The sequence below is a fragment of the Bacillus sp. SYZHCR11 genome (assembly GCF_057196865.1).
This window is the reverse complement of the sequence record NZ_JBXUND010000004.1, coordinates 257,772-281,176: the sequence shown is the minus strand read 5'-3', so window position 1 is coordinate 281,176 and position 23,405 is coordinate 257,772. Positions and strand designations below refer to the sequence as shown.

At 47.8% G+C, this 23,405-nt stretch carries 22 protein-coding genes; 14 read left to right on the top strand and 8 right to left on the bottom strand.

The features are described from left to right. Positions 1-61: 61 nt before the first annotated feature. Both AC2CGA_RS16145 and AC2CGA_RS16140 read left to right on the top strand, forming a co-directional pair. Positions 62-691, top strand: coding sequence for a LysE family translocator (locus AC2CGA_RS16145; protein ID WP_484480233.1), 630 nt, complete (start codon positions 62-64; stop codon positions 689-691). A gap of 64 nt (positions 692-755) precedes the next feature. Next, the gene (locus AC2CGA_RS16140) at positions 756-1,517 is read left to right on the top strand and encodes a YqcI/YcgG family protein (RefSeq protein ID WP_015388727.1); all 762 of its coding nucleotides are present in this window, start codon (positions 756-758) and stop codon (positions 1,515-1,517) included. A gap of 1 nt (position 1,518) precedes the next feature. On the opposite strand, the gene AC2CGA_RS16135 is transcribed toward AC2CGA_RS16140, so the two are convergent. Further along, the gene (locus AC2CGA_RS16135; protein WP_003156623.1) at positions 1,519-2,847 is read right to left on the bottom strand and encodes an amino acid permease; all 1,329 of its coding nucleotides are present in this window, start codon (positions 2,845-2,847) and stop codon (positions 1,519-1,521) included. Between the two features lie 124 nt (positions 2,848-2,971). Between AC2CGA_RS16135 and AC2CGA_RS16130 the strand changes: the two genes are divergently transcribed. After that, positions 2,972-3,568, top strand: a complete 597-nt coding sequence (locus AC2CGA_RS16130) for a DUF1989 domain-containing protein (protein WP_003156621.1) — start codon at positions 2,972-2,974, stop codon at positions 3,566-3,568. A gap of 134 nt (positions 3,569-3,702) precedes the next feature. After that, the gene (gene nadE / locus AC2CGA_RS16125; RefSeq protein ID WP_007409061.1) at positions 3,703-4,521 is read left to right on the top strand and encodes an ammonia-dependent NAD(+) synthetase; all 819 of its coding nucleotides are present in this window, start codon (positions 3,703-3,705) and stop codon (positions 4,519-4,521) included. A 46-nt stretch (positions 4,522-4,567) separates the two neighbouring features. On the opposite strand, the gene AC2CGA_RS16120 is transcribed toward nadE, so the two are convergent. The 3 genes from AC2CGA_RS16120 to AC2CGA_RS16110 all read right to left on the bottom strand — a co-directional run bounded on the left by AC2CGA_RS16120 (position 4,568) and on the right by AC2CGA_RS16110 (position 6,469). Further along, the gene (locus tag AC2CGA_RS16120) at positions 4,568-4,852 is read right to left on the bottom strand and encodes an antimicrobial peptide LCI (protein WP_003156618.1); all 285 of its coding nucleotides are present in this window, start codon (positions 4,850-4,852) and stop codon (positions 4,568-4,570) included. A 179-nt stretch (positions 4,853-5,031) separates the two neighbouring features. Further along, positions 5,032-5,625: a tunicamycin resistance ATP-binding TmrB gene (gene tmrB, locus AC2CGA_RS16115; protein ID WP_484480247.1), complete on the bottom strand. Its 594-nt coding sequence runs from the start codon at positions 5,623-5,625 to the stop codon at positions 5,032-5,034. Positions 5,626-5,680: 55 nt separating this feature from the next. Continuing rightward, positions 5,681-6,469: a sugar phosphate isomerase/epimerase family protein gene (locus tag AC2CGA_RS16110; protein WP_003156612.1), complete on the bottom strand. Its 789-nt coding sequence runs from the start codon at positions 6,467-6,469 to the stop codon at positions 5,681-5,683. Between the two features lie 203 nt (positions 6,470-6,672). Here AC2CGA_RS16110 and AC2CGA_RS16105 point away from each other — a divergent pair, with 203 nt between their 5' ends. From AC2CGA_RS16105 to AC2CGA_RS16065, 9 genes are all read left to right on the top strand, one after another. After that, positions 6,673-7,983: an MFS transporter gene (locus AC2CGA_RS16105; protein WP_032857845.1), complete on the top strand. Its 1,311-nt coding sequence runs from the start codon at positions 6,673-6,675 to the stop codon at positions 7,981-7,983. A gap of 125 nt (positions 7,984-8,108) precedes the next feature. Next, positions 8,109-8,669, top strand: a complete 561-nt coding sequence (locus tag AC2CGA_RS16100) for a shikimate kinase (RefSeq protein ID WP_003156609.1) — start codon at positions 8,109-8,111, stop codon at positions 8,667-8,669. 144 nt (positions 8,670-8,813) lie between these two features. Beyond that, positions 8,814-9,770 carry a cephalosporin C deacetylase gene (cah, locus tag AC2CGA_RS16095; RefSeq protein ID WP_003156607.1) on the top strand — a complete coding sequence of 319 codons (957 nt, stop codon included), beginning with the start codon at positions 8,814-8,816 and terminating at the stop codon, positions 9,768-9,770. A gap of 65 nt (positions 9,771-9,835) precedes the next feature. Continuing rightward, the gene (locus AC2CGA_RS16090; RefSeq protein WP_003156605.1) at positions 9,836-10,621 is read left to right on the top strand and encodes a nucleotidyltransferase domain-containing protein; all 786 of its coding nucleotides are present in this window, start codon (positions 9,836-9,838) and stop codon (positions 10,619-10,621) included. Positions 10,622-10,808: 187 nt separating this feature from the next. Then, the gene (locus AC2CGA_RS16085) at positions 10,809-11,720 is read left to right on the top strand and encodes a proline dehydrogenase family protein (RefSeq protein WP_088037528.1); all 912 of its coding nucleotides are present in this window, start codon (positions 10,809-10,811) and stop codon (positions 11,718-11,720) included. A gap of 17 nt (positions 11,721-11,737) precedes the next feature. Continuing rightward, the gene (gene pruA / locus AC2CGA_RS16080) at positions 11,738-13,285 is read left to right on the top strand and encodes an L-glutamate gamma-semialdehyde dehydrogenase (RefSeq protein ID WP_003156602.1); all 1,548 of its coding nucleotides are present in this window, start codon (positions 11,738-11,740) and stop codon (positions 13,283-13,285) included. 91 nt (positions 13,286-13,376) lie between these two features. Continuing rightward, the gene (putP, locus tag AC2CGA_RS16075) at positions 13,377-14,831 is read left to right on the top strand and encodes a sodium/proline symporter PutP (protein WP_003156601.1); all 1,455 of its coding nucleotides are present in this window, start codon (positions 13,377-13,379) and stop codon (positions 14,829-14,831) included. Between the two features lie 157 nt (positions 14,832-14,988). Further along, on the top strand, positions 14,989-16,224 hold the full coding sequence (gene putR / locus AC2CGA_RS16070; RefSeq protein WP_003156600.1) for a proline utilization transcriptional regulator PutR: 1,236 nt from the start codon (positions 14,989-14,991) through the stop codon (positions 16,222-16,224). Positions 16,225-16,421: 197 nt separating this feature from the next. Beyond that, a complete protein-coding gene (locus AC2CGA_RS16065) occupies positions 16,422-17,432 on the top strand; it encodes an NAD(P)/FAD-dependent oxidoreductase (RefSeq protein WP_014304310.1) in 1,011 nt (336 codons plus the stop codon). A 54-nt stretch (positions 17,433-17,486) separates the two neighbouring features. Here the strand turns inward: AC2CGA_RS16065 and cobA are convergent, their stop codons facing one another. The 4 genes from cobA to AC2CGA_RS16045 all read right to left on the bottom strand — a co-directional run bounded on the left by cobA (position 17,487) and on the right by AC2CGA_RS16045 (position 22,034). Further along, positions 17,487-18,926 (bottom strand): uroporphyrinogen-III C-methyltransferase, encoded by a 1,440-nt coding sequence (gene cobA / locus AC2CGA_RS16060; protein ID WP_046559334.1) that lies wholly within the window; start codon positions 18,924-18,926, stop codon positions 17,487-17,489. A gap of 66 nt (positions 18,927-18,992) precedes the next feature. Next, positions 18,993-19,313, bottom strand: a complete 321-nt coding sequence (gene nirD / locus AC2CGA_RS16055; protein WP_003156597.1) for a nitrite reductase small subunit NirD — start codon at positions 19,311-19,313, stop codon at positions 18,993-18,995. A gap of 20 nt (positions 19,314-19,333) precedes the next feature. After that, positions 19,334-21,751, bottom strand: a complete 2,418-nt coding sequence (gene nasD, locus AC2CGA_RS16050; RefSeq protein WP_032857852.1) for an NADPH-nitrite reductase — start codon at positions 21,749-21,751, stop codon at positions 19,334-19,336. 118 nt (positions 21,752-21,869) lie between these two features. After that, positions 21,870-22,034, bottom strand: coding sequence for a molybdopterin dinucleotide binding domain-containing protein (locus AC2CGA_RS16045; protein ID WP_370648487.1), 165 nt, complete (start codon positions 22,032-22,034; stop codon positions 21,870-21,872). Positions 22,035-22,147: 113 nt separating this feature from the next. On the opposite strand from AC2CGA_RS16045, the gene AC2CGA_RS16040 reads away from it, so the two are divergent. Further along, entirely contained in the window at positions 22,148-23,350 is a 1,203-nt protein-coding gene (locus tag AC2CGA_RS16040) for a GTP-binding protein (RefSeq protein WP_024084872.1), read from the top strand. Positions 23,351-23,405 lie beyond the last annotated feature (55 nt).

The following is a 23,405-nucleotide window of genomic DNA, read 5'->3' as shown; positions in this document are numbered from 1 at the left end:
TATCATAGCACGGTCCATTCATGAATAACTTGTACAAGTTGCATGAATGAGGGGGAAGCCAATGAACATCTTTTTAAGCTACATCGTTCTCGGGCTGTCATTGTCAGCACCTGTCGGACCGGTCAATGCGGCGCAAATTGACAAAGGCATCAAAAACGGCTTTTGGCATGCATGGATTTTCGGTCTCGGCGCCATGGCCGCGGACGGGCTGTATATGATTCTGATCTATTTCGGGCTGTCTCAATTTTTGACCGCTCCTTTTGTAAAAACGTTTTTGTGGCTCTTCGGTTTTTTCGTGCTGACCTACACGGGAGTCGAAACGTTAAAAAATATAAGGGAAGCCATGAATGTCAGAAGCGGAAAAGGAAAACCGGCTTTTTACAAAACTTTCGGCGCGGGGTTTTTTATTTCTCTTTCCAATCCGCTGAGCATTTTATTCTGGCTCGGCATATACGGGAGCATTCTCGCCAAAACCGCTGAATCCTTCGATGCAAATCAGCTTTTGATTTACAGCTCCGGCATTCTTCTCGGCATTTTGATCTGGGATTTCTGCATGGCGGTCGCCGCGAGCACTTTCAGAAATCTCCTTCATAAAAAAGCGCTCCGCTGGCTGACGGGAGCGGCGGGTGTGTCTTTGATCGTTTTCGGGTTTTATTTCGGATGGCAGGGGATTCAAATGCTCATCTCATAAATAGAAGAGTCACCCATCGCCTATCTCCGTCATAACGTATCATGACGATACTGGAGGTGGGCCGATGGCAAGCGGGCTGTACACAAAAAGTTGCCTTGAGGAAAAGTTATTGGATTTGCCAAATTGGCAGAGAGTCGCTTTTGAACTTCTATCAGAAAAAGTAGGCGATAAAGCGGACGCGTTTCCGTGCATTCCGGGACGTCAGGGATTTTTGACAGATCAGCTCCGGATATCCTTTGCGGGTGATCCCCGCGAAGAGGGAACCCCGGAGGAAGTGGGGATGCTGCTGTCCGAGTACGGAAAGATCTCAAGGAATACCGGAAAATACGCGTCGCTGCTTGTGATTTTTGATACGCCTGAGGATTTAGCTGAGCATTATTCCGTTGAGGCGTATGAAGAGCTGTTCTGGTCTTTTTTAAACCGGCTGAGCGGCTGCGACCCGAAAGACTGGCCGGAAGACATACCGGAAGACCCTGAACATTATAAATGGGAGTTCTGCTTTGACGGCGAGCCGTATTTTATTCTGTGCGCGACGCCTGCGCATGAAGCGAGACAAAGCAGAAGCTTCCCGTTTTTTATGCTCGCGTTTCAGCCGAGATGGGTTTTCGAAGGATTAAATGATTCAACCGCGTTCGGACGAAACATGAGCCGGCTGATCAGAAAACGTTTAGAGGCGTATGATGAAGCCCCTCTTCATCCCCGATTGGGGTGGTACGGAGGAAAAGACAATTTAGAATGGAAGCAATATTTCCTCCGTGATGATGAGACGCAAGTGTCAAAGTGTCCCTTTTCTTATTTGAAGAGACTGTTTAAACCGACGAAATAAGCTATGATCCGGCAGGGCTGTGTCCCTGCTTTTTTTGTACGATCCATGTCACGATCGCAATGACGGCGAGAAAACAAAGGCTGACCAGAAAACCGGGCCGGCTCGATTTCTCAAACAGCGTCCCGGAGACGGCCGCGACAATCAGCACAAGAGCGATAACAATCTGTACGGTTCCCATCTTTGTCGTTTCAAGAAGTTTCTTGCCCGAGAACAAAATGAACAGCCACGTATAAAGAAGCATGAGGCCCGCCGCGGTTGTCATGTGTTCATATATGTTTTTCGGCAGCACCAATGACAGGATGATGGAGACGATGAGTCCGGCAAACGTCAATCCGAGCGCGGGCCAGCAGATTTTTTTGTTTTCCTTTAATCTGAAGCATTTCGGCGCATCTCCGTCATCTGCCATCGTACAAAGCAATGTCGTCACGGCAAACAGCGAGGCGACGAGCGTGGAAAATCCCGCAATAATAAAAATCCCGTTAAAAATATCAAGAATGATATCTAAATGAAAACCCTTCAGCGATGTAATAAACGGGCTGTCCTGTTCGGTGAATTTGCCCAGCGGCACTAACAGCAGCGCCAGGCCGAGAGAAATGACGTAAATCACCGCAAGAACGGCAAGCATCAGCCGGCCTGATTTTGAGGCTTCCTCCGGTTTTTTCAAGTGGACGGTCATCAGCCCCAAGACTTCAATTCCTCCGAAGGCGTAAAACGCATAAATCAATCCCGTCCATAACCCCATCGCTCCGTGCGGGAACAAATCCTTTGATTCGTTCGGCACCTGCACATCCGGTTTATGAGAAAATATACCGCACAGCGCCAATATGGCGATGACGATAAACATAACAATCGCCGCCGTCTTGACAACAGCGAGCACATTTTCCGTTTTTTGAAAAACGGACAGCCCCGTAAATATAATCAAAAGACCGAGCACCGCATAGATGGAGGCGAAAATCCACAGCGGCACATTCGGAAACCAATGCTTCGTAAACAGCGAGATCGCTGTCAGCTGGCTTCCCGTGATCAGCATCTCGGACGACCAGTACACCCATCCGTTGCTGAAACCGGCCCAAGTGCCGAAAGCCTTTCTCGCATAAGCGCAAAAAGACCCCTTTTCGGGCTGTTTAGCCGAAAGCTTCGCGAGCTGCTCAAAGACAAAATAGGTGCCAAGCCCGGCAATAAGAAATGAGATCAGCGCGGAATATCCGCTTTTGACAATAGCGATGCTGGACCCGAGAAAAAAGCCCGTCCCGATTGTGCAGCCGACGCCGATTAAGGAGAGCTGCCACCAAGCGAGATTTCCTTTAGGCTGGTCCTGTGATTTACTCATGAAGTTCAACCCCTTTATCAAAGCTTAGATTGCGGCCGTCAGAAGGGGAATATACATCCAATAAATTGCTTTACATGAAACAAACGGCCGGAGTTCATAATAGAAGAAAAAAAGGAGCAGTCTGATGACACAGCAATTTATCGTACCGCCGAAAAAAGGGCTAGGCCTGAGGGTTCACAAAGGGCAGATTATAAAAGTAGTCGATGTGGAAGGGCAGCAGGTGGCTGATTTTACGGCGTATCATGCCAAGGACTTTTATGAACATCTTGATCAGGGCGCGACGATCGATGCCAACCAGTCCATTCATGTAAAAACGGGTGATCATATTTATTCGAATTTATACAAGCCGATGCTGACGCTGATTGAGGATACAGTCGGCAAGCATGACCTGCTGCTTCCCGCCTGCCGTCCGGATATGAACAGGCTTTTATACGGAAAGCATAAAGACGAGCTCCAGGATACGTGCTATGACAATATGAGCGGGGCGCTTGAACCGTTCGGGGTGCCGCGGCCGCATATGCATTACCCATTTGCCATCTTTATGAACACGGTGCTCGATGAGAAGGGGAACTTATCAGTCGAAACCCCTCTTTCTGACGCGGGTGATTATGTACGGCTCCGTGCGGAAATGGATCTCGTCGTCGCGTTTTCATCCTGTCCGATTGAAAAAGGAAAATGCAACGGAGACAGCATCACGGCGCTGCGGGTGGAAATCAGCTGATCCCGGTGTATTTGGTTCACTTAAAAACTGCACCTGTGCTATATTTAACAAAGAGTCGTACATAGTGGCATGATTCATTTTCAGTATGAACGGGAAATGAATCATAAAGAAACAATGCAGGAGGAGTGATTGGGATGAGCATCCAGAAACAAATTATGAATGATCTCCATGTAAAACCCTCAATTGATCCGAAACAAGAAATTGAGGACAGAGTGAACTTTCTGAAACAATATTTGAAAAAAACAGGTGCCAAAGGCTTTGTGCTCGGCATCAGCGGGGGGCAGGATTCCACGCTTGCGGGACGCCTCGCCCAATTGGCGGCTGAAAGCATCAGAGAAGAAGGCGGAAACGCGGAATTTATCGCCGTCCGTCTTCCGCACGGCACACAGCAAGATGAGGATGACGCCCAATTGGCGCTCAAATTCATTAAACCTGATAAATCATGGACATTTGATATTAAGTCCGCTGTCAGCGCGTTCGCTGATCAGTATAAAAAAGACACGGGCGATCAGCTGTCTGACTTTAACAAAGGAAATGTAAAAGCCAGAATGAGAATGATCGCTCAATATGCCATCGGCGGACAAGAGGGGCTGCTTGTCATCGGAACCGACCATGCGGCCGAGGCGGTGACCGGTTTCTTCACGAAATATGGTGACGGCGGAGCTGATCTGCTGCCGCTGACCGGATTAACGAAACGCCAGGGCAGACGTTTATTAGAAGAACTCGGCGCGCCGGAACGCCTGTATTTGAAATTACCGACGGCCGATCTGCTTGATGAAAAACCGCAGCAGACGGATGAGACCGAACTCGGCATCACATACAATGACATTGATGATTATTTAGAAGGCAAGGATGTTTCTTCCGAAGTGATTGAGGCGCTGGAAAAACGCTACCTCAGTACGGAGCACAAGCGCCAGGTGCCGGCATCGATGTTTGATGATTGGTGGAAATAGAATGAAAAAACCTCCCTTTTGAAAGGGAGGTTTTTGTTTATCGTTTTTATTTATCTACACTTTCATAAATTCCTACCCAATACCCTTTGCTGCTGTCATAGTATTTGCTTTTGAAAATCCACTTTGTTCCATCTAAAACGAAAGAAGCAGCGAAGTTGCCGTTAGGGCTTTGAACGAGTTTGATGGCATTAATGCCGGCATCTGCTTTCGTTGAGATTGGGCTATTTTCCACGGATGCGGATGCTGTTGGTGATGCGGCAAAGGCAGGAGCGGCAGACATCAGTAAGGCAAGAGACAGCGCAGAACCGGTTAACACTTTTTTGAATTTCATTTCGAACACTCCCTTTTCAAATGAAATGTATTACAGTGTTAATAATTAGATGATTATCCATATAATTCCTTCTTTATTTCTAAAATTTTTTTCTTAATTTGAAAAAACACCCCTTCAGAGGGGCTTTTTATTTATTGATCCATTTGCATGGATCAGGGACATGTTTTCAAAACGTTTTTTTATTTGATACGGATATGATTCAGCTTCACCATTAATTTGTCGGTGAATCTTCGAAGGCTGCCTCTCGAATCAGGCTCAAGAGGCAGATTTGCTTGGGCAGCGATTGTTTCTGCGGCCTGCTGAATAGACATTTGGTCTGTATGGAGATGTTCTGTGAAGAGGCTATCAGACAGGCTGTTGATGCAGCGGTCGATTTGTTTTGCGGCCCAGGAGTTTTTTCCTTCCGCTCTGGTGCGCAGGCGTTTCAGCAATATTTCCTTTGAAGCCAGCAGGGTAAAGTGGTGAATGGTCCGGCCATCCTGTCTCAGCCTGCTGATAATGTCATGGAAGTATTGATCGTTCGTAATGGTCATGGGCACAATGATGATGCCCTGATATGTATCTGACAAATAGGAAAGCATGCTGTAATTGAATTCCCGCCACAGAGGGTAGCTTTGAAAGTCATCTTCAGCGATATCCGGCGGTATCATCGAACGCATCGCAAACCCCATCTTTTCAGGATCATATACGTAAGACGGTTTCAGTCTTCTGTGCAGTTCAAACGCTGTTTGTGTTTTTCCGGAACCGAAAGCCCCATTTATCCAAATGATCATCATGATATCCCCCTTTTTCTATATGATACAAAAAAAAGACCCTTCGATCGAAGAGTCAGCGGGAAAAAACAGACGTATATTCCCGGAGCGATTCCTTTATATGCGTAAATGCATGTTCTCCAAAATACTCAAGAGAAACAAAACCGTCATATTGTCTGTTCATCAGCTCTTTTAAAAATGCTTTTTGATCGAGATCTCCTTGGAAAATCGGAGTTGGCTTGCTGAGATACCAGTTGTCAAAATTCCAGTGATAGTTTTTCAGATGAATATGGCTGACGGTATGATACAGCTTTTCTAAAGCGGACATTTGGTCAACGTGATTGACGTGTAGGTTGGAGCCGTCAAAAATGGTGCGGACCCGCGGATGTCCGACATCCTCCAAAAATGCCAGTGCCGCCTCCGGTGTATCCGCGTACGTATCGTAATGAATCTCAAGCCCGATATCGACTTCATAGTCATCTGCGAGCCGTGCCGCCTGCTGAAATTGATCAACCGCACGTTGCCACTTTTCCGGTGACGTCCGATGCGAAGGAAGATTGCCGGCAAAGACTCTGATCAAGGGGCTGTGCAGCTGTCGTGCCGCGCTTAATGCCCCTTGAACATCCTTTAACGCCTGCCTTTCATCCTGAGCGGCGAAGTCAGTGTACAAACTGACGGCAGGCACCCCGAGGCCTTCCTCCTGAAGCTGCTGATCAAGCCTGTCGAGCGGGCCGATTTCCTCTATATATTGTTTAGCGTGTCCGTACCACAGTTCGATTCCGTCAAAGGAGTGCTCCTTCGCGAAAGAAATGATGTCGAAAATATGCTTTTTTTTAAATCCTGTCGTGCAAAAACTCAGTTTCATCGGTAATCCTCCCGTAACTGTCTATCATATGTGTACTTTTCCCCGGGTGAGATACGGATAAACAGGTGAAAAGGGCAGACACTTTTATAAGCGGAGTGTCAGTGCGGCGCACAAATTGTTTAGCGCTTTTTTGCGTCAAAGTATTAAATAATTGACCGAAGTGTTGTACAATTAATTTCATTCGAGTAAGGGGGGAGAAGCCATTGAAAAATGAAACGGAGCTGACGGACTTCAGTCCCGTCCGCAATAAACCGACTCGCGCTCGTTATGTGATACTGTTTCTTTTGTTTTTTATCACTGCGATTAATTATATAGACCGTGCCAGTGTATCCATCGCCGCCCCGTCCATTCAGACATCGCTGAACATAAGCCCCGCGCTTTTGGGCGTCGTCTTTTCCGCATTCAGCTGGACCTATACGGGTATGCAGATTCCCGGCGGGCTCATTTTGGACAAATTCGGATCAAAACGGACGTACGGCGTTTCTTTAATGATCTGGTCTGTTTTCACCGGAGTGCAGGCTTTTGCGGCCAGTTTCGGATTTTTATTCGGCTGCCGCCTGATTATCGGGCTGGCTGAATCGCCTGCGTTTCCGGCAAACAATCGGATTGTCACGACATGGTTTCCAAGGCGGGAACGCGCCTTTGCCACGGGTGTTTATACGGCGGGGGAATATGTGGGACTGGCGTTCGCCACACCGGTTTTATTCTGGGTGTTAACGGCATTTGACTGGCGCGCCGTCTTTATTTCTTCAGGCGTGCTCGGGCTTGTTTTCTCCGTTTTCTGGTTCAAAATGTATCACGAGCCGAATCGGTACCGGAAAGTGAACCGGGAAGAGCTTGATTATATTAGAGAAGGCGGCGGACTGACAGAGGTGTCTGAATCAGCCGGCAGGATCACGTGGCGGGATTTCGTCCAGCTTCTTAAATACCGCAAGCTTGTCGGCTTGTATATCGGCCAATTCGCCGTAGCCTCCACGCTGTTCTTCTTTTTGACATGGTTTCCGACTTATCTGGCGGAGGCAAAGCACATGGCATTCTTAAAAGTCGGCTTCGCCGCATCAATCCCGTATATCGCCGCCTTTTTCGGCGTATTGTTCGGCGGATATTGGTCTGACGGAATGATGAAACGGGGCGTGTCGGTGAACGTTGCCCGGAAAACGCCCGTCATCCTCGGTCTTCTGCTGACAGGCTCCATCGTGCTCGCGAATGTTACGGATTCTGCTCCTGCGGTTTTGACGATCTTATCCATTGCTTCTTTTGCGCAGGGCATGTCCAATATATCCTGGACGATGCTGAGTGAGGTGGCGCCAAGCGAAACAATCGGATTGGCAGGAGGCGTGTTTAACTTTTTCGCCAATATGGCCGGCATTATCACCCCGCTTATCATCGGGTTTATCGTTTCTGCGACCGGTTCATATAACGGAGCGATTCTGTTTGTCGGCGCTGTCGCATTTATCGGGGCATTTTCTTATATTTTCATTGTCGGAAAGGTGGAACGCATTACGCTCCGATAGAAAGAAAAACTCATCTCTTCTTATAAAGGATGGGTTTTCTTTCATTGCATTATCTCTATATTTCAATATTGGGTTATCATATAATAAACATAACTTTTTCATTTCTTAGGAGGATTTCGCCGAAGATGAACGCAAAACGTGCCATTCCCGTAAGAGAAAGAAACATCGTACTGATCGGATTCATGGGTGTCGGAAAGACAACAATCGGCCAGCTGGTCGCTAAGAAATTATACAGAGACTTCATTGATATTGATTTGCAGATTGAGAAAGATTTCAATATGTCCATCCCTGAAATGTTTGAGAAAAAAGGTGAAGCCTTTTTCCGTCAGACCGAAAAGGATTATATATTAGATATCTGCCGCAATACGAAATTCAAGATCGTGTCACTTGGGGGCGGTTCGTTTAAACAAGAGGAAATCAGACAGTGCTGCCTTGAAAACTGTCTCGTGCTCCATCTTGATTTATCATGGGAGAATTGGAAGCAGCGGGCTGACCTGCTGATTGAAAGCCGTCCCGTTCTGCATAACCGTTCCATGGATGAAATGCAGCAGCTCTTTAACGAGCGCCAAAGCATCTATGATAAACATAATTCAAAAGTGGCGACGGATAATCTGGAACCAGAAGAAATCGCCGATTATATCGTAGAAACGTTAAAAATCGGCTGGGATCTGTATCAGCCGATGTAAAAAGAGCCGTGACGCTGTGAGCGTACGGCTTTTTTGTTTTCTTTTAAACAAACGTTTATTAAAATGTTTAGAAAATGAGTGTAAAATCGTGTTAAGATAGAGTCAGAAAATTAAATCTTATAAAACAAAGGAGAATAATCGGATATGCAATTATACGACTTGCCGCTCGACCAACTGCAAACCTATAAACCAAATAAAACCGCTCCTCATGACTTTTCGGATTTTTGGGCATCATCATTACATGAGCTTGCAAAGGTAGAGGCAAAGCCTGAATTGACGGCTGAAAGCTACCCGGCTGACGGCGTGAAAGTATTCCGGCTGACATACCGAAGCTTCGGCAAGGCGGAAATTGAGGGATGGTACGCCGTTCCCGACCGGCAAGGACCGCATCCGGCCATCGTGAAATATCACGGCTACAACGCGAGCTATGACGGGGATATACATGACATCGTAAATTGGGCGCTTCACGGATATGCCGCGTTCGGCATGCTTGTCCGCGGCCAGCACAGCAGCACAGATACAAGCGTTTCACCGCACGGACACGTTCCCGGCTGGATGACGAAAGGGATTTTAGATAAAGATACATATTATTACCGCGGCGTGTACTTAGACGCCGTCCGGGCTTTGGAAGTCATCAGCGGCTTTGATGAAGTGGATGAGACGAGAATCGCCGTCATCGGGGGGAGCCAGGGAGGCGGACTTTCAATCGCCGCGGCGGCACTATCTGACATTCCGAGAGCGGTTGCGGCCGATTATCCTTATTTAAGCAATTTTGAGCGGGCCATTGATGTCGCTCTTGATGAGCCGTATCTTGAGATTAACTCCTTTTTCAGAAAGAACGGCAGCCCTGAGACGGAGAAGGCCGCGATGAATACACTGGCCTATTTTGATATCATGAATCTGGCGGACCGCGTAAAAGTTCCGGTGCTCATGTCTATCGGGCTGATTGACCGCGTGACTCCGCCGTCGACGGTGTTTGCCGCTTACAATCATCTGGAAACGGAAAAAGAATTGAAGGTTTACCGGTATTTCGGACATGAATACATACCTTCTTTCCATACGGAAAAGCTGGCCTTTCTGAAAGCGCATCTGAAAGGCTGACGACAGCGAAAAGCCCAAGTACTTGGGCTTTTTTCAGGAATGATCACGGAAAAGGACGGATACAGATGAAACAAAGGATCATCGAAGAATTAAAACGAATTGAAGCACAGCACGGCGTCAAGGTGCTTTACGCCGTAGAATCAGGGAGCCGCGCATGGGGATTTCCGTCAAGCGACAGCGACTACGATGTGCGGTTTCTCTATGTGCCGAAAAAAGAATGGTACTTTTCGATCGAACCGCATAGGGATGTCATAGAAGAGCCGATTCATGACATGCTTGACATCAGCGGCTGGGAACTGAGAAAAGCGCTGCGGCTTTTTAAAAAATCAAATCCGCCTCTTTTGGAATGGCTCTCTTCTGAGATGATCTATTATGAAGCTTTCTCAGCGGCTGAAAAGCTTCGAAAACTGAAAATCCGCGCCTTTTCGCCTGAAGCCGGCATTTATCATTATCTCAATATGGCAAAACGGAATGAAAAAACGGAATTGCAGGGCAGTGAAGTGAAGATTAAAAAGTATTTTTATGTTTTGCGTCCTCTCCTTGCCTGCAGATGGATTGAAACGTTCGGCTCCGTACCGCCGATGTCATTTCCCGTACTGGCCGATGCCTTATTGACGGATGAAGCGCTCATTTCTGAAATCAATACACTGCTTACAAGGAAAAAAAGCGGTCAGGAGCTGGCTCCGGAACCGAGAAATACGATCATTCACGGTTTTATAGAAGAAGAAATAGAACGCATCGGGCACTATGTCAAAACGATCAAAACACCGAAACCTGACATAACGGAGGAACTGAATCAGCTATTGATTCAGACCGTCGAAGAGGCGTGGGGGGAAAAAGGCGGAAATTGACGATTGCCGTCATTTCCGTCCGCCTTTTTTCGGCATAATCCGCCTGCTATCTAAGAAGCTGATTGTGGTAAAACCACAAAAATTTATCAGAATCTTTGTATTTTTAGAATATTGTGAGAGGATGTTTTGTCCATTTACAATAGACTCATACAAATACTTCTTAGATTGCGGGGTGTTAAGGTTGGAAGTGATTACAAGAGATTTTTTCTTATTTTTATCCAAGAGCAGCTTTCTCAATAAGATGGCGCGAAGCTGGGGAAGCCGTGTGGCAGCCGGCAAAATCATCGGAGGAATGGATTTCCGCAGTTCTATCCCGACAATCCGACATTTGAACAGCCAGGGGCTGTCAGTTACTGTCGATCATTTGGGGGAATTTGTCAACAGCGGTGACGTCGCGAAAGAACGCACCGAGGAGTGCATGCAGACCATCGCCTTAATTGCTGATGAACAGCTGAATTCCCAAGTGTCATTAAAAATGACGTCTTTAGGTCTTGATATAGATCTCGATCTCGTCTATGAAAATATGACGAAAATCCTCCAGACGGCTGAAAAACATAAAGTCATGGTGACGATTGACATGGAAGATGAAACGAGATGCCAGAAAACGCTGGATATCTTTAAAGACTTCCGGAGCCGGTATGAATATGTAAGCACCGTGGTGCAGGCTTATCTGTACAGAACGGAGAAGGATCTTGATGACCTCAGCCCGCTGAATCCGTTTCTGCGGCTTGTCAAAGGAGCCTATAAAGAATCGGAAAAGGTGGCCTATCCTGAAAAAAGCGACGTCGATGAAAATTATAAAAGACTCATCCGCAAACAGCTTTTAAAAGGACATTATACGGCAGTCGCCACGCATGATGACAAAATGATCGAGTTTACAAAACAGCTTGCCGAAGAGCACGGCATTCCAAACGACCGTTTTGAGTTTCAGATGCTGTACGGCATGCGCTCGCAAACCCAGCTCAGCCTGGTGGAAGAAGGATACCGCATGAGAGTCTACCTGCCTTACGGGGATGACTGGTACGGCTATTTCATGAGACGGCTCGCCGAACGCCCCTCAAACATCGCATTCGCCTTTAAAGGAATGACTAAGAAGTAAAAAAGGGAGAGATGACAATGACTACACCTTATAAACACGAACCATTCACGAATTTCCAAGATCAATCGAACGTTGAAGAATTTAAGAAAGCGCTTGCGACGGTAAATGAGTATCTGGGAAAAGATTATCCGCTCGTCATCAACGGTGAAAAGGTAGAGACGGAAGCAAAAATCGTTTCAATCAATCCGGCTGATAAAGAAGAAGTCGTCGGAAAAGTGTCAAAGGCGTCCCAGGAGCACGCTGAGCAGGCGATTGAAGCGGCTGCGAAAGCGTTCGAAGAGTGGAGATACACATCCCCTGAAGAAAGAGCTGCCGTTTTGTTCCGCGCGGCTGCCAAAGTCCGCCGCAGAAAGCACGAATTCTCCGCCCTGCTCGTCAAGGAAGCAGGAAAGCCTTGGAATGAAGCTGATGCGGATACGGCGGAAGCCATCGACTTTATGGAATACTACGCGCGCCAGATGGTTGAATTGGCAAAAGGCAAGCCGGTCAACAGCCGCGAAGGCGAGAAGAACCAATATGTCTACACACCGACCGGCGTAACGGTCGTCATTCCGCCATGGAACTTCCTCTTTGCGATTATGGCGGGAACGACGGTGGCACCGATCGTAACGGGCAACACGGTCGTTCTTAAACCGGCAAGCGCGACACCGGTCATCGCGGCGAAATTCGTAGAAGTGCTTGAGGAATCAGGTCTTCCGAAGGGCGTTGTCAACTTTGTGCCGGGAAGCGGAGCGGAAGTGGGAGACTATCTCGTCGATCACCCGAAAACAAGCATCATTACGTTTACGGGATCACGTGAAGTCGGTACGAGAATTTTCGAACGCGCGGCGAAAGTGCAGCCGGGCCAGCAGCACTTAAAGCGTGTTATCGCTGAAATGGGCGGTAAAGATACGGTTGTTGTCGATGAGGACGCGGACATTGAATTGGCGGCTCAATCCATCTTTACATCAGCATTCGGCTTCGCTGGACAAAAATGTTCTGCAGGTTCACGTGCAGTTGTCCATGAAAAAGTGTATGATCAAGTATTAGAGCGCGTCATCGAAATCACTGAATCAAAAGTGACGGCAAGCCCTGACAGCGCTGACGTGTATATGGGACCTGTCATCGACCAAGGTTCTTACGACAAGATCATGAGCTACATTGAAATCGGAAAAGAAGAAGGCCGTTTAGTAAGCGGCGGCACCGGAGATGATTCAAAAGGCTACTTTATCAAGCCGACGATCTTCGCTGACCTTGATCCGAAAGCCAGACTCATGCAGGAAGAAATTTTCGGGCCGGTCGTGGCGTTTTCTAAAGTATCAAACTTTGATGAAGCGCTGGAAGTGGCCAACAATACTGAATACGGTTTGACAGGCGCGGTCATTACAAATAACCGCAAACATATTGAACGGGCGAAACAGGAATTCCATGTCGGCAACCTGTACTTCAACCGCAATTGTACGGGAGCGATTGTCGGCTACCATCCGTTCGGAGGCTTCAAAATGTCCGGCACTGATTCAAAAGCGGGCGGCCCGGATTATTTGGCCCTCCACATGCAGGCGAAAACAATCAGTGAAATGTTTTAAGAGGGACTGAATGGGCATCCTCCTCGCGGGGGGTGTCCATTTCACCATAAACATATAAAGCGGAGGAGGAAATGCCATAGCAAACATTCAGTTGATTATTTCCATTTGTATTTATATGGCGGGCATGCTGTTTATCGGTTATTTCGCCTACAGACGGACGTCAAATCTGACGGATTACATGCTCGGGGGGCGTTCTTTAGGCCCTGCCGTCACAGCGCTCAGCGCGGGGGCGGCGGATATGAGCGGATGGCTCTTGATGGGGCTTCCGGGCGCCATGTTCTCAACGGGATTAAGCGGCGCTTGGATTGTGATCGGACTTGTGCTCGGGGCGTGGGCGAACTGGCTTTTCGTCGCGCCGAGACTGAGAACGTATACCGAAAAAGCGGGGAATTCCATCACCATTCCGGGTTTCCTTGAAAACCGTTTCGGTGATCATACGAAGCTTCTCAGACTGTTTTCGGGTCTCGTCATTCTCGTCTTTTTCACTTTTTACGTATCATCCGGCATGGTGTCCGGAGGTGTCTTATTCAACAGCATTTTAGGGTTGAATTACCACACGGGACTGTGGGTCGTGACAGGCGTCGTTGTCGCCTACACCTTGTTCGGGGGCTTTTTGGCGGTAAGCTGGACGGACTTTGTTCAAGGGATCATTATGTTTGCGGCGCTTATTCTTGTGCCGATTGTGACGATTTTCCATACGGGCGGCCCGGGGGAAACCGTTGCCGATATCCGTTCCGTCAACCCGGAACTGTTTAATATGTTCAAAGGGACGACCGTCCTCGGCATTATTTCTTTATTTGCGTGGGGGCTCGGCTATTTCGGGCAGCCGCATATTATTGTGCGTTTTATGGCGATCACATCTGTGAAAGAGATCAAACGCGCCAGACGGATCGGAATGGGATGGATGATTTTGTCTGCACTCGGCGCGCTGTTTACGGGTCTTGCGGGAATCGCGTATTACCACCAGCGCGGGTTGAAGCTGGCTGATCCGGAAACCATTTTTATTCAGCTCGGCAACATTCTGTTCCACCCGATTATTACGGGATTTCTCATTTCTGCGATTTTAGCGGCCATTATGAGTACGATTTCGTCTCAGCTGCTCGTTACGTCCAGTTCTTTAGTAGAGGATTTGTATAAGTCCATGTTCAGGCGTTCAGCTTCTGATAAGGAACTCGTATTTCTGGGGAGAATGGCAGTGCTTGCGGTGTCAATCATCGCTTTGGTGCTCGCCTGGGAGAAAAACAACACGATACTTGGTCTTGTCAGCTATGCATGGGCGGGATTCGGCGCTTCATTCGGGCCGGTCGTACTGCTCAGTTTATTTTGGAAACGGATGACGAAATGGGGGGCACTCGCCGGCATGATTGCGGGAGCGATTACCGTAATCATTTGGGCGAATGCCGGTCTTTCAGACTTTTTGTACGAAATCATTCCGGGCTTTGCTGTAAGCCTTGCAGCTGTATTTGTCGTCAGCTTATTGACACAGGCTCCGTCAAAAGATGTCACAGATCAGTTTCATGACTACCGTGATACACTTTCTCAATAAAAGCAAGGAACGAGAGGAAGAAGGGACCGCCCTTTTTCCTCTTTTCACGATACAGGCTTTCGGATCATTCCGTTTTGGGAGTATATGAATTTTTTTCTATACAAAAAGTCACCCCTCAGAGTATGATAAAGATAAAAAGAGCATAGGAGAAATAGGTATGGAAGAGCTTTTAGAGAGAGTTTTTTCATTTACGGACATTGATAAATTAATTGATTTCATCAGTTATGAATTGCAGAAGCCCGTTATTCTGGAAAGCGCGGATTTCTTTTTGCTTGCCTATAATTCTTATTACATTAATCACTTCGACTCCGCCAACCAGCAGACGATATTCTCAAAAAAATGCCCCGTGCAGATTTTTGAAAGGTTTCTGAAGGACGGGGTGATCGAAAAGCTGAAAACCGTTCCTGAACCGTTCCGTGTCGAAAAAATAGACAGTATCGGATTGAATCAGAGAGTGGTTGTAAGCGCAAAACATAAAGGGGAAGTGATGGGCTACATCTGGATTCAGGAGCTCGACCGAAACTTGACGGACGAGGAGCTTGATTTTTTATATGAAACTTCATTCCATGTCGGAAAAATCATCTACAAAACGAACCGGCTGAAACAGGAAAAAGAAGAGAGAGCGGAAGACCTGGTGAAACGGGCGATCTTTCAGCAATTCTCCTCTGAAAAGGAGTTCAGGCGGGAAGCGGAAAAGATGAACGCCGTGCTGCCGTCGGTTTTTTCGGTAGTCGTCCTGCACGCCGCGAATGGGGATGGGGAGGCAGTCGAAGATGTAAAGGAAAATATCAAATCGTACTTGAATTTGCGGGATAAAGTCAGCCACGTCTTAACCATTGATTCCAATATTGTCATCGTCGTCGCAAGCTTCTCGCAAAAAAGCTCCGGCACTTCGGCAGCATCTGAATTCATCCACAAACTGCTGACTCATTTTCACTTTCAGAAGATCCCCACTCCCATCTATATCGGAATCGGCAATGAATACAGCAGCATCCTGAAGCTCGGCAAAAGTTATATAGAAGCCCTTGAAGTCATAAAGGCTGCCGAAATTACCGGAAACCAGGAAAATATCCCGTACGAATACAGTAAGCTCGGGATTTACCGCTATCTTGAAAGCATCGAAGAAAAAAACGCCTCACTGGAATATGTAAACGATGATTTAGCGTTATTAAAAGCCAAAGACAGAGAAAGCAGCACCGAACTGCTGAAAACGTTAGAAATCTATCTCCTCAATAACTGCAAAACAAAACCAGCCGCAGAACAGCTTTTTATTCATCAAAACACATTGAACTACCGCATCAAACAGATTCTTGACATGACATCAATTAATTTAAACGACTTCAGGACAAGGTGCCAGCTGTATCTCGATATCATGCTGATGAAAAAGAGATAAAAAAGAAACCAGTCGCCGTACTGGTTTCAGTTTTAATACCTTCCCGCTTATCAATCTCAGAACCTCACTTCTGAATCACTCCTTTCCCGCAAGATGAGAAATGAATAAACACTGCTCCTCAATATGTGTTATACTTTCATTGATATTGATTCTCAATTAAAAAAGTATGAAGTATAGATATAACGGGAGGCACAACGATGGCGGAAAATCATGAGGTGTACGACGTCACGATTATAGGCGGAGGCCCGATCGGCCTGTTTGCGGCTTTTTATTGCGGGATGCGGGAGCTGAAAACGAAAGTGATCGAGTTTTTACCGCGGCTCGGGGGAAAGGTGTCTATGTTTTTTCCTGAAAAAATCATCCGTGATATCGGCGGAATACCCGGGATTGCCGGGGAACAGCTGATTAAGCAGCTGAAGGAGCAGGCGGCGACATTTGAGCCGGATATCGTGTTGAATCAGCGGGTGGCCGGATTTGAACGGCTGGAAGACGGAACCATTGTGCTGGAAAGTTCCGAAGGGGAAAAGCACTATACGCGCACGGTGATTTTGGCCGTCGGCATGGGGACGCTTGAGGTCAATGAACTTGACAGCGCGGATGCGAGCCGTTATTCAGGAAAGAACCTTCATTATAAGGTGGAGAAGCTTGATGCGTTTCGAGATAAGCATGTCGTGATTTCCGGAGGGGGAGATACCGCGGTTGACTGGGCGAATGAGCTGGAACCGATTGCGGCGTCTGTTACCGTCTTGCACCGCCGTGAGGAGTTTGGCGGTTTGGAAAGCAGCGTGGCGAAAATGAAGCGGTCTTCCGTGCGGGTGCTTGCGCCGTATCGTCTGAAGCATCTCAACGGCACCGGGGAACGGATCGAGAGCGTCACCGTTTGCCAAACTGAGTCCGGACTTTCTGAAGTCATCAAGCTTGATGAGCTCATTATCAACCACGGGTTTAAAATTGATCTCGGTCCGATGAAGGACTGGGGGCTTGAGATAGAAGAAGGCAGGATTAAAGCTGACAGGCATATGCGCACGAATCTTCCGGGCGTGTTTGTCGCCGGTGACGCCGCCCATTATGAAAGCAAGCTCAGACTGATTGCCGGCGGTTTCACGGAGGGGCCGACCGCAGTGAACAGCGCCAAAGCCTATTTGGACCCGCAGGCGGATCAGATGGCGATGTATTCGACTCATCATAAAAAATTGGTGACACAATAAAAAAGGGCTGCCCCCCGATGCTGGGTCCGGGGGTCAGAAAAGCATTCCGGCGTATCAGCTGTGAACGAGCATGTCTTTCATTTCATTTCGTATAAACGCAAATAACTGTTCCTGATTTTTCACGGCGGTAAACCCGCAGCCGGCGGGGAGGTCTTCGCCCATGCAGATGACGGGAGGGCGGTTTCCTCTCGGGTTCGGTGATATGCCGATTTGTTTTCCGGCGCTGATCAAATGCTGAGCGGATTCTTTGCCCGTACAGATAATCATTTGCAGAGGTGACTCACTGATCGTGCGTTCGATCATGGAAGTGAATCGCTCATCCGCGATATGTTCATGGGTGATATAAAACGGGCATGATTTTGAGTCTGGCAAGTTTTCTGCTGCTTGACGGCTCCCTACAATGAGAGAATGCGGAGAATCATTTTGCCATTCGGATAGGAGAAAGCCCCGTTTTGTCAGTTCCGTCTTTGCGGCTTCGGTCGCTGCATTCAGGCATGCGGTCACCCGGCGGATGTCGATCTGCTTGAAAGCCAGTGTGTCAAAGAATTCGCATACCGCAAGGCGTGATGTGAAAAATAGTTGTTCAAAGGTGCTGATCTGTTTCAGGATGTTTTCGTTTGCGGGCATTTTTTTAACGATCCGCTTCGGCCATTCAATAACATCGGCGCCATACTCGCGCAGCTTGTCTGTCAATGTATGTTCATCATCCCCATGAGTGACCACCATGATATGCCGTCCGATGAACGGTTTGCTTTCAAACCAGCTGTGTGTTTGAAAATTGACAATATCACCGATGACGATAATGGCAGGGTTGGTGATGTTTTGGCTTTGAACTTTTTCATGGATATCCTGAAGCGTTCCTTTAACGCTCCGCTGCCGTCCCCACGTCCCCCATTGAATGACGAGTACGGGAACGGAAGGGGATTTTCCGTACTCCATAAGCTTCCGGCATATAAATGACAGATTTTTAACGCCCATATAAAACACAAGCGTTTGAACGCTTCGGGCAAGCCCTTCCCAGTCGAGATTCGGCCTGCCGTGCAATGATGTATCATGAGCGGTGATCATCGCGAAGGACGAAGCGAAATCACGATGGGTGACGGGGACTCCCGCATACAGCGGCGCTGCAATTCCCGAGGTGATGCCGGGCACCATTTCGTAGCGGATGCCGTGCTGATGAAGCGCCTCTGCCTCTTCGCCGACCCTGCCGAACACACTTGGATCTCCGCCTTTCAAGCGGACGACGGTGTAGCCCTCCGCCGCTTTTTCAATCAGCAGGGCATTTATCTCAGACTGTTTCATAAAATGGCGTTCGGGCAGCTTTCCGCAATAAATGAACCGGCAGTCCGGTGAGGCGTATTCTAGAAACTTTGGGTTTGCGAGCCGGTCATACAAAATGATATCCGCTTTCTCCAGAGCCTGTTTTCCTTTTACGGTGATCAGCCCCGGGTCTCCTGGTCCGGCACCGACAAAGTATACGATTCCGTTTTTCATGATGGCGTCATCCCTTCAGCAATTTAAAAAATGAAGGACCACTTGGAAAAGTGATCCGGTCTTTGATCAATACAGGAGGTATACATTCTCTCCTTCGATCAGTGTTTCGTATGTTTTGACACAGCCATGATCCGGCTCTTGGACTTTTCCGTCTTCTAAGGAAATCTTCCAGTCATGCATCGGACAGAAGACGTATTCTCCGCTGACGATGCCTTCAGCCAGGACGCCCCCTTTATGGGGACAGCGGTTTTCGACGGCGCGGACGCTCCCGTCAGAAAGCTTAAATACGGCAAGCTCTTTATCTTCTATATATACGGTTTTTCCTAACTCCTCGGGTAATTCGTTTACATTGCCTATGCAAACCTTTGTCATATCTTTATTAACCATGTCCGTTCCCCCTTACTGTTTTATGAAGTCGTGACGACATTTTCGAATAGATCTTTAGAAGCTTTTTTATCTTTAAGGAAGTATTGCCACGGATCTTTGTGGACAGAGAGTGTCTCATTCATTCTGTCGTTGAGCTCCTGCCGTTTTTCCGGATCGTTTAATACGGATTGGACATGAGATAAACCGACGCGCTCAAGCCATGCGGATGTCCGCTCCAGATAGTTTGCCGTTTCTCTGTAGTACTGAAGGTAAGCACCCGCGTATTCTAAGACTTCTTCATTCGTTTTTACTTTCATCAGCAAATCACCGGCGCGCAAATGGGTTCCGCCGTTTCCGCCGACATAAAGCTCCCAGCCTCCGTCGATGCCGACAACGCCAAGGTCCTTAATGCCTGATTCCGCACAGTTCCGCGGGCAGGCGGACACGGCCATTTTAACCTTATGAGGCGTATTGAGCCCTTCGAATTTTTTCTCAAGCGCAATACCCAGTGCCATGGAGTCTTGTGTGCCGAAGCGGCAGAATTGTTCGCCTACGCACGTTTTTACCGTGCGGAGTGTTTTTCCGTACGCGTAGCCTGACGGCATATCAAGCTCGGCCCATACTTTCGGCAGATCTTCTTTTTTTACGCCGATGAGATCAATTCGCTGGCCGCCGGTCATTTTAACGAGCGGGATTTCATACTTGTCGACGACATCGGCGATCTTGCGGAGATCTTGAGAGTTGGTTACGCCCCCGTACATCCGGGGAACGACTGAGTATGTTCCGTCTTTTTGAATATTGGCGTGCATCCGTTCGTTCACAAAACGGGATGTTCTGTCATCCTCGTATGCAGCCGGATTAATCATGCCTAAGTAGTAGTTGAGGGCAGGCCGGCATTTGGAGCAGCCTTCCGGCGTTTTCCAGCCGAGCACGTTCATGATTTCTCTCGTATGTGAGAGCCCTTTGGCTTTGATTTCTTCTACGACTTCATCTCTCGACAGTGAGGTACAGCCGCAAATCGCTTCTTTTTGCGCGGATGAGTCAAATTCTGATCCCAGTGTATATTGAAGAATGTCTTCTACGAGCGGTTTACAGCCTCCGCAGGAACGGGATGCCCCGGTGCATGCTTTGATTTCGTCCGTTGATGTGCAGCCTTTTTCCTGAATGGCTTGAATAATCGCACCTTTTGAAACGCCGTTGCAGCCGCAGATGATTTCATCGTCGCTCATCGCCGCGGTCATGCTTGCGCCTGCTTCCTGATCAAGAGGCTGTAAGATTGATATTTTGGAGGTTTCAGAGATATCTGCTTCTTTTTGAATCATAGAAAACAGGCGGTTGCCTTCGCTGCTGTCTCCGAACAAAACAGCGCCGACAATTTGATTGCCCCTCAGGACGATTTTTTTATAAATGCCGTCCTGTTCATCGAACACTTTTATTGCCTTTTTGTCCTCTGATTCATCAAAGTCGCCGGCAGAGAAGACCTCGACGCCTGATACCTTTAATTGAGTGGAGAGAACGGAGCCTTCGTACGGTTTTGTTTCAATGCCGCAAATATGTTTGGCCAGCACTTTTGCCTGTTCATAGAGCGGCGCCACAAGACCGTACGCGATTCCGCGGTGCTCGGCACATTCACCGACCGCGTAAATGTGCGGAATTTCAGTCTGCATATAATCGTTGACAATGATTCCGCGGTTTACCGGGATGCCGCTTTCTGTGCCAAGCTGTGTATTCGGGCGGATGCCGACCGCCATGACGACCAGATCAGCTTCGATGCTTGTGCCGTCTTTAAAGCGTACGCCTTCGACACGGTCAGTACCGAGAATTTCTTCGGTTTGTTTTTCAAGGAAAAAGGTCATGCCTTGTTTTTCTAACTCGTTTTGCAGCAGGCGTCCCGCCGCTGCGTCAAGCTGGCGCTCCATCAGGAATGGGGCGAGGTGGATGACAGACACGTCCATGCCGAGATTCAGCAGTCCGCGCGCGGCTTCCAAACCCAGCAGTCCGCCGCCGATGACGGCTGCTTTTTTATATTGTTTTGACGCGGCGAGCATCGTGTCGGTATCTTTTATGTCCCGGAATGCCGTGACGCCTTGTTTGTCTGCGCCCGGAATCGGAAGGATAAAAGGGACAGAGCCTGTCGCCAGAATGAGTTCATCGTAAGGCTGGATTCTGTCTGCATCGGTGATGACGGTTTGGTTTTCCGTGTCGACTTTGATGACTGTTTCACCGGTATACAGCTGAATGTTGTTTTCTTTGTACCAGTTCCAATCGTTTAACGTAATGTCTTGAATGTCGGTATCGCCTTGCAGCACTTTTGACAGAAGGATTCGGTTATAGTTGGGATGAGGTTCGGCCCCGAATATTGTAATCTCAAATTCGTCTTTTGAAACACGCAGTATTTCTTCAATCGCTCTTACCCCGGCCATTCCATTTCCAACAAGGACTAGCTGTTTTTTTCCCATCAGATGATCCGCTCCTTATCTTTGTTTTTTTCAGCGTAGCACAGCAAAAACAAATATTTAAGATGCATGTTATGAAATGTAACAAAAAATACGAAAAAATCTAAAAATTTTATGAAAATTAGATAGGGCTGATTCGTACCGCACACATCTTAAAACCGGGCATTTTACAGTCCGGATCCAAGGCTTCACCAATTAAATCGTTGACGTTTTGCGTGTCAGACCAATGGATGGGGACAAACAACGTGTGATGTGTCTGACTTTTACTTGATTTTAAACGGAGAATACATCAAAATAAATAGTAACGATTACGATTTAAAACTATGTACATCATGATGAAAATAAGGCAGTTGCGAGATATAAATCGTAATTATTCTATTTTGTCAGGGGGCTATTGATATGAAAAAAATTCCGGTTACAGTATTGAGCGGCTATCTTGGTGCCGGAAAGACGACCGTTTTGAATCATATTTTACAAAACCGCAACGGTTTAAAAATTGCCGTCATCGTCAATGACATGAGCGAAGTAAATATAGACGCGGGCTTGGTGAAGCAGGGAGGCGGTTTGTCAAGGACGGATGAGGAACTAGTAGAATTATCCAACGGCTGTATCTGCTGCACGCTGCGTGAAGATTTATTAGTCGAAGTTGAGAAACTCGCGAAAGACGGCAGGTTTGATTATATTGTCATTGAATCAACAGGGATCAGCGAACCGATTCCCGTTGCCCAGACATTTTCTTATATAGATGAAGAAATGGGCATTGATCTGACAACATTCTGCAGGCTGGACACAATGGTGACCGTGGTGGATGCAAACCGCTTCTGGCATGATTTCCAGTCCGGTGACAGCCTTCTTGACCGGAAGGAAGCGGCGGGAGAAGAGGATGAACGGGAGATTGCCGATTTATTAATTGACCAAATTGAGTTTTGTGATGTGCTCATTTTAAATAAATGCGACATGGTGGGCGAAAAAGAGCTTGAACAGCTGGAAACGGTTCTTCGCGCATTACAGCCCCGTGCCAGACTGATCCGGTCCGTTCGCGGAGAAGTGCCCGCCGAATGCATATTGAATACCGGTTTATTTGAGTTTGAGGAAGCGAGTTCATCAGCAGGATGGATAAAGGAACTGACGGCAGGTCATGAAGCGCACACTCCGGAAACGGAAGAGTACGGCATCACTTCGTTTGTGTACTCGCGGCGTCTGCCGTTTCATACCGTTCGTTTTGACAGCTGGCTGCATCAATCAATGCCTGACAACATTGTGCGCGCAAAAGGAATTGTTTGGTGCGCAACCCGCAACAGCCTTGCGCTGCTGATGTCTCAGGCGGGTCCGGCGGTTTCGATTGAGCCTGTTTCTTATTGGGTGGCGGCAATGCCGAAACTTGAGCAGGAGCAGATCAAAAAGCAGGAACCGGAGATTCTGGAAGATTGGGACGACCAATTCGGAGATCGTCATACGAACTTGGTGTTTATCGGAACAGATTTAGATGAAGCCGCCATTACAAAGGAATTGGATCAGTGCCTGCTCACGCCGTCTGAGTTCGATTCCGACTGGTCGCAGCTTGAAGATCCTTTTCAATGGGATATTCAGCGGGCCGAATAACATACCGGCCAAGTTTAGAAGCAGGTGAAAAGGGAAGGAGTGATGAAAAAGGAGC

Excerpts from the sequence above, each read along its gene's own strand:
- AC2CGA_RS16130 (WP_003156621.1), top strand. The coding sequence starts at position 2,972 with ATGACACAGCAATTTATCGTACCGCCGAAAAAAGGGCTAGGCCTGAGG.
- cah (WP_003156607.1), top strand. The coding sequence starts at position 8,814 with ATGCAATTATACGACTTGCCGCTCGACCAACTGCAAACCTATAAACCA.
- nasD (WP_032857852.1), bottom strand. The coding sequence starts at position 21,751 with ATGGGAAAAAAACAGCTAGTCCTTGTTGGAAATGGAATGGCCGGGGTA.
- AC2CGA_RS16120 (WP_003156618.1), bottom strand. The coding sequence starts at position 4,852 with ATGAAATTCAAAAAAGTGTTAACCGGTTCTGCGCTGTCTCTTGCCTTA.
- putR (WP_003156600.1), top strand. The coding sequence starts at position 14,989 with ATGGAAGAGCTTTTAGAGAGAGTTTTTTCATTTACGGACATTGATAAA.
- AC2CGA_RS16065 (WP_014304310.1), top strand. The coding sequence starts at position 16,422 with ATGGCGGAAAATCATGAGGTGTACGACGTCACGATTATAGGCGGAGGC.
- AC2CGA_RS16040 (WP_024084872.1), top strand. The coding sequence starts at position 22,148 with ATGAAAAAAATTCCGGTTACAGTATTGAGCGGCTATCTTGGTGCCGGA.
- AC2CGA_RS16110 (WP_003156612.1), bottom strand. The coding sequence starts at position 6,469 with ATGAAACTGAGTTTTTGCACGACAGGATTTAAAAAAAAGCATATTTTC.
- AC2CGA_RS16090 (WP_003156605.1), top strand. The coding sequence starts at position 9,836 with ATGAAACAAAGGATCATCGAAGAATTAAAACGAATTGAAGCACAGCAC.
- AC2CGA_RS16145 (WP_484480233.1), top strand. The coding sequence starts at position 62 with ATGAACATCTTTTTAAGCTACATCGTTCTCGGGCTGTCATTGTCAGCA.
- AC2CGA_RS16100 (WP_003156609.1), top strand. The coding sequence starts at position 8,109 with ATGAACGCAAAACGTGCCATTCCCGTAAGAGAAAGAAACATCGTACTG.
- tmrB (WP_484480247.1), bottom strand. The coding sequence starts at position 5,625 with ATGATCATTTGGATAAATGGGGCTTTCGGTTCCGGAAAAACACAAACA.
- nadE (WP_007409061.1), top strand. The coding sequence starts at position 3,703 with ATGAGCATCCAGAAACAAATTATGAATGATCTCCATGTAAAACCCTCA.
- nirD (WP_003156597.1), bottom strand. The coding sequence starts at position 19,313 with ATGGTTAATAAAGATATGACAAAGGTTTGCATAGGCAATGTAAACGAA.
- pruA (WP_003156602.1), top strand. The coding sequence starts at position 11,738 with ATGACTACACCTTATAAACACGAACCATTCACGAATTTCCAAGATCAA.
- cobA (WP_046559334.1), bottom strand. The coding sequence starts at position 18,926 with ATGAAAAACGGAATCGTATACTTTGTCGGTGCCGGACCAGGAGACCCG.
- AC2CGA_RS16135 (WP_003156623.1), bottom strand. The coding sequence starts at position 2,847 with ATGAGTAAATCACAGGACCAGCCTAAAGGAAATCTCGCTTGGTGGCAG.
- AC2CGA_RS16140 (WP_015388727.1), top strand. The coding sequence starts at position 756 with ATGGCAAGCGGGCTGTACACAAAAAGTTGCCTTGAGGAAAAGTTATTG.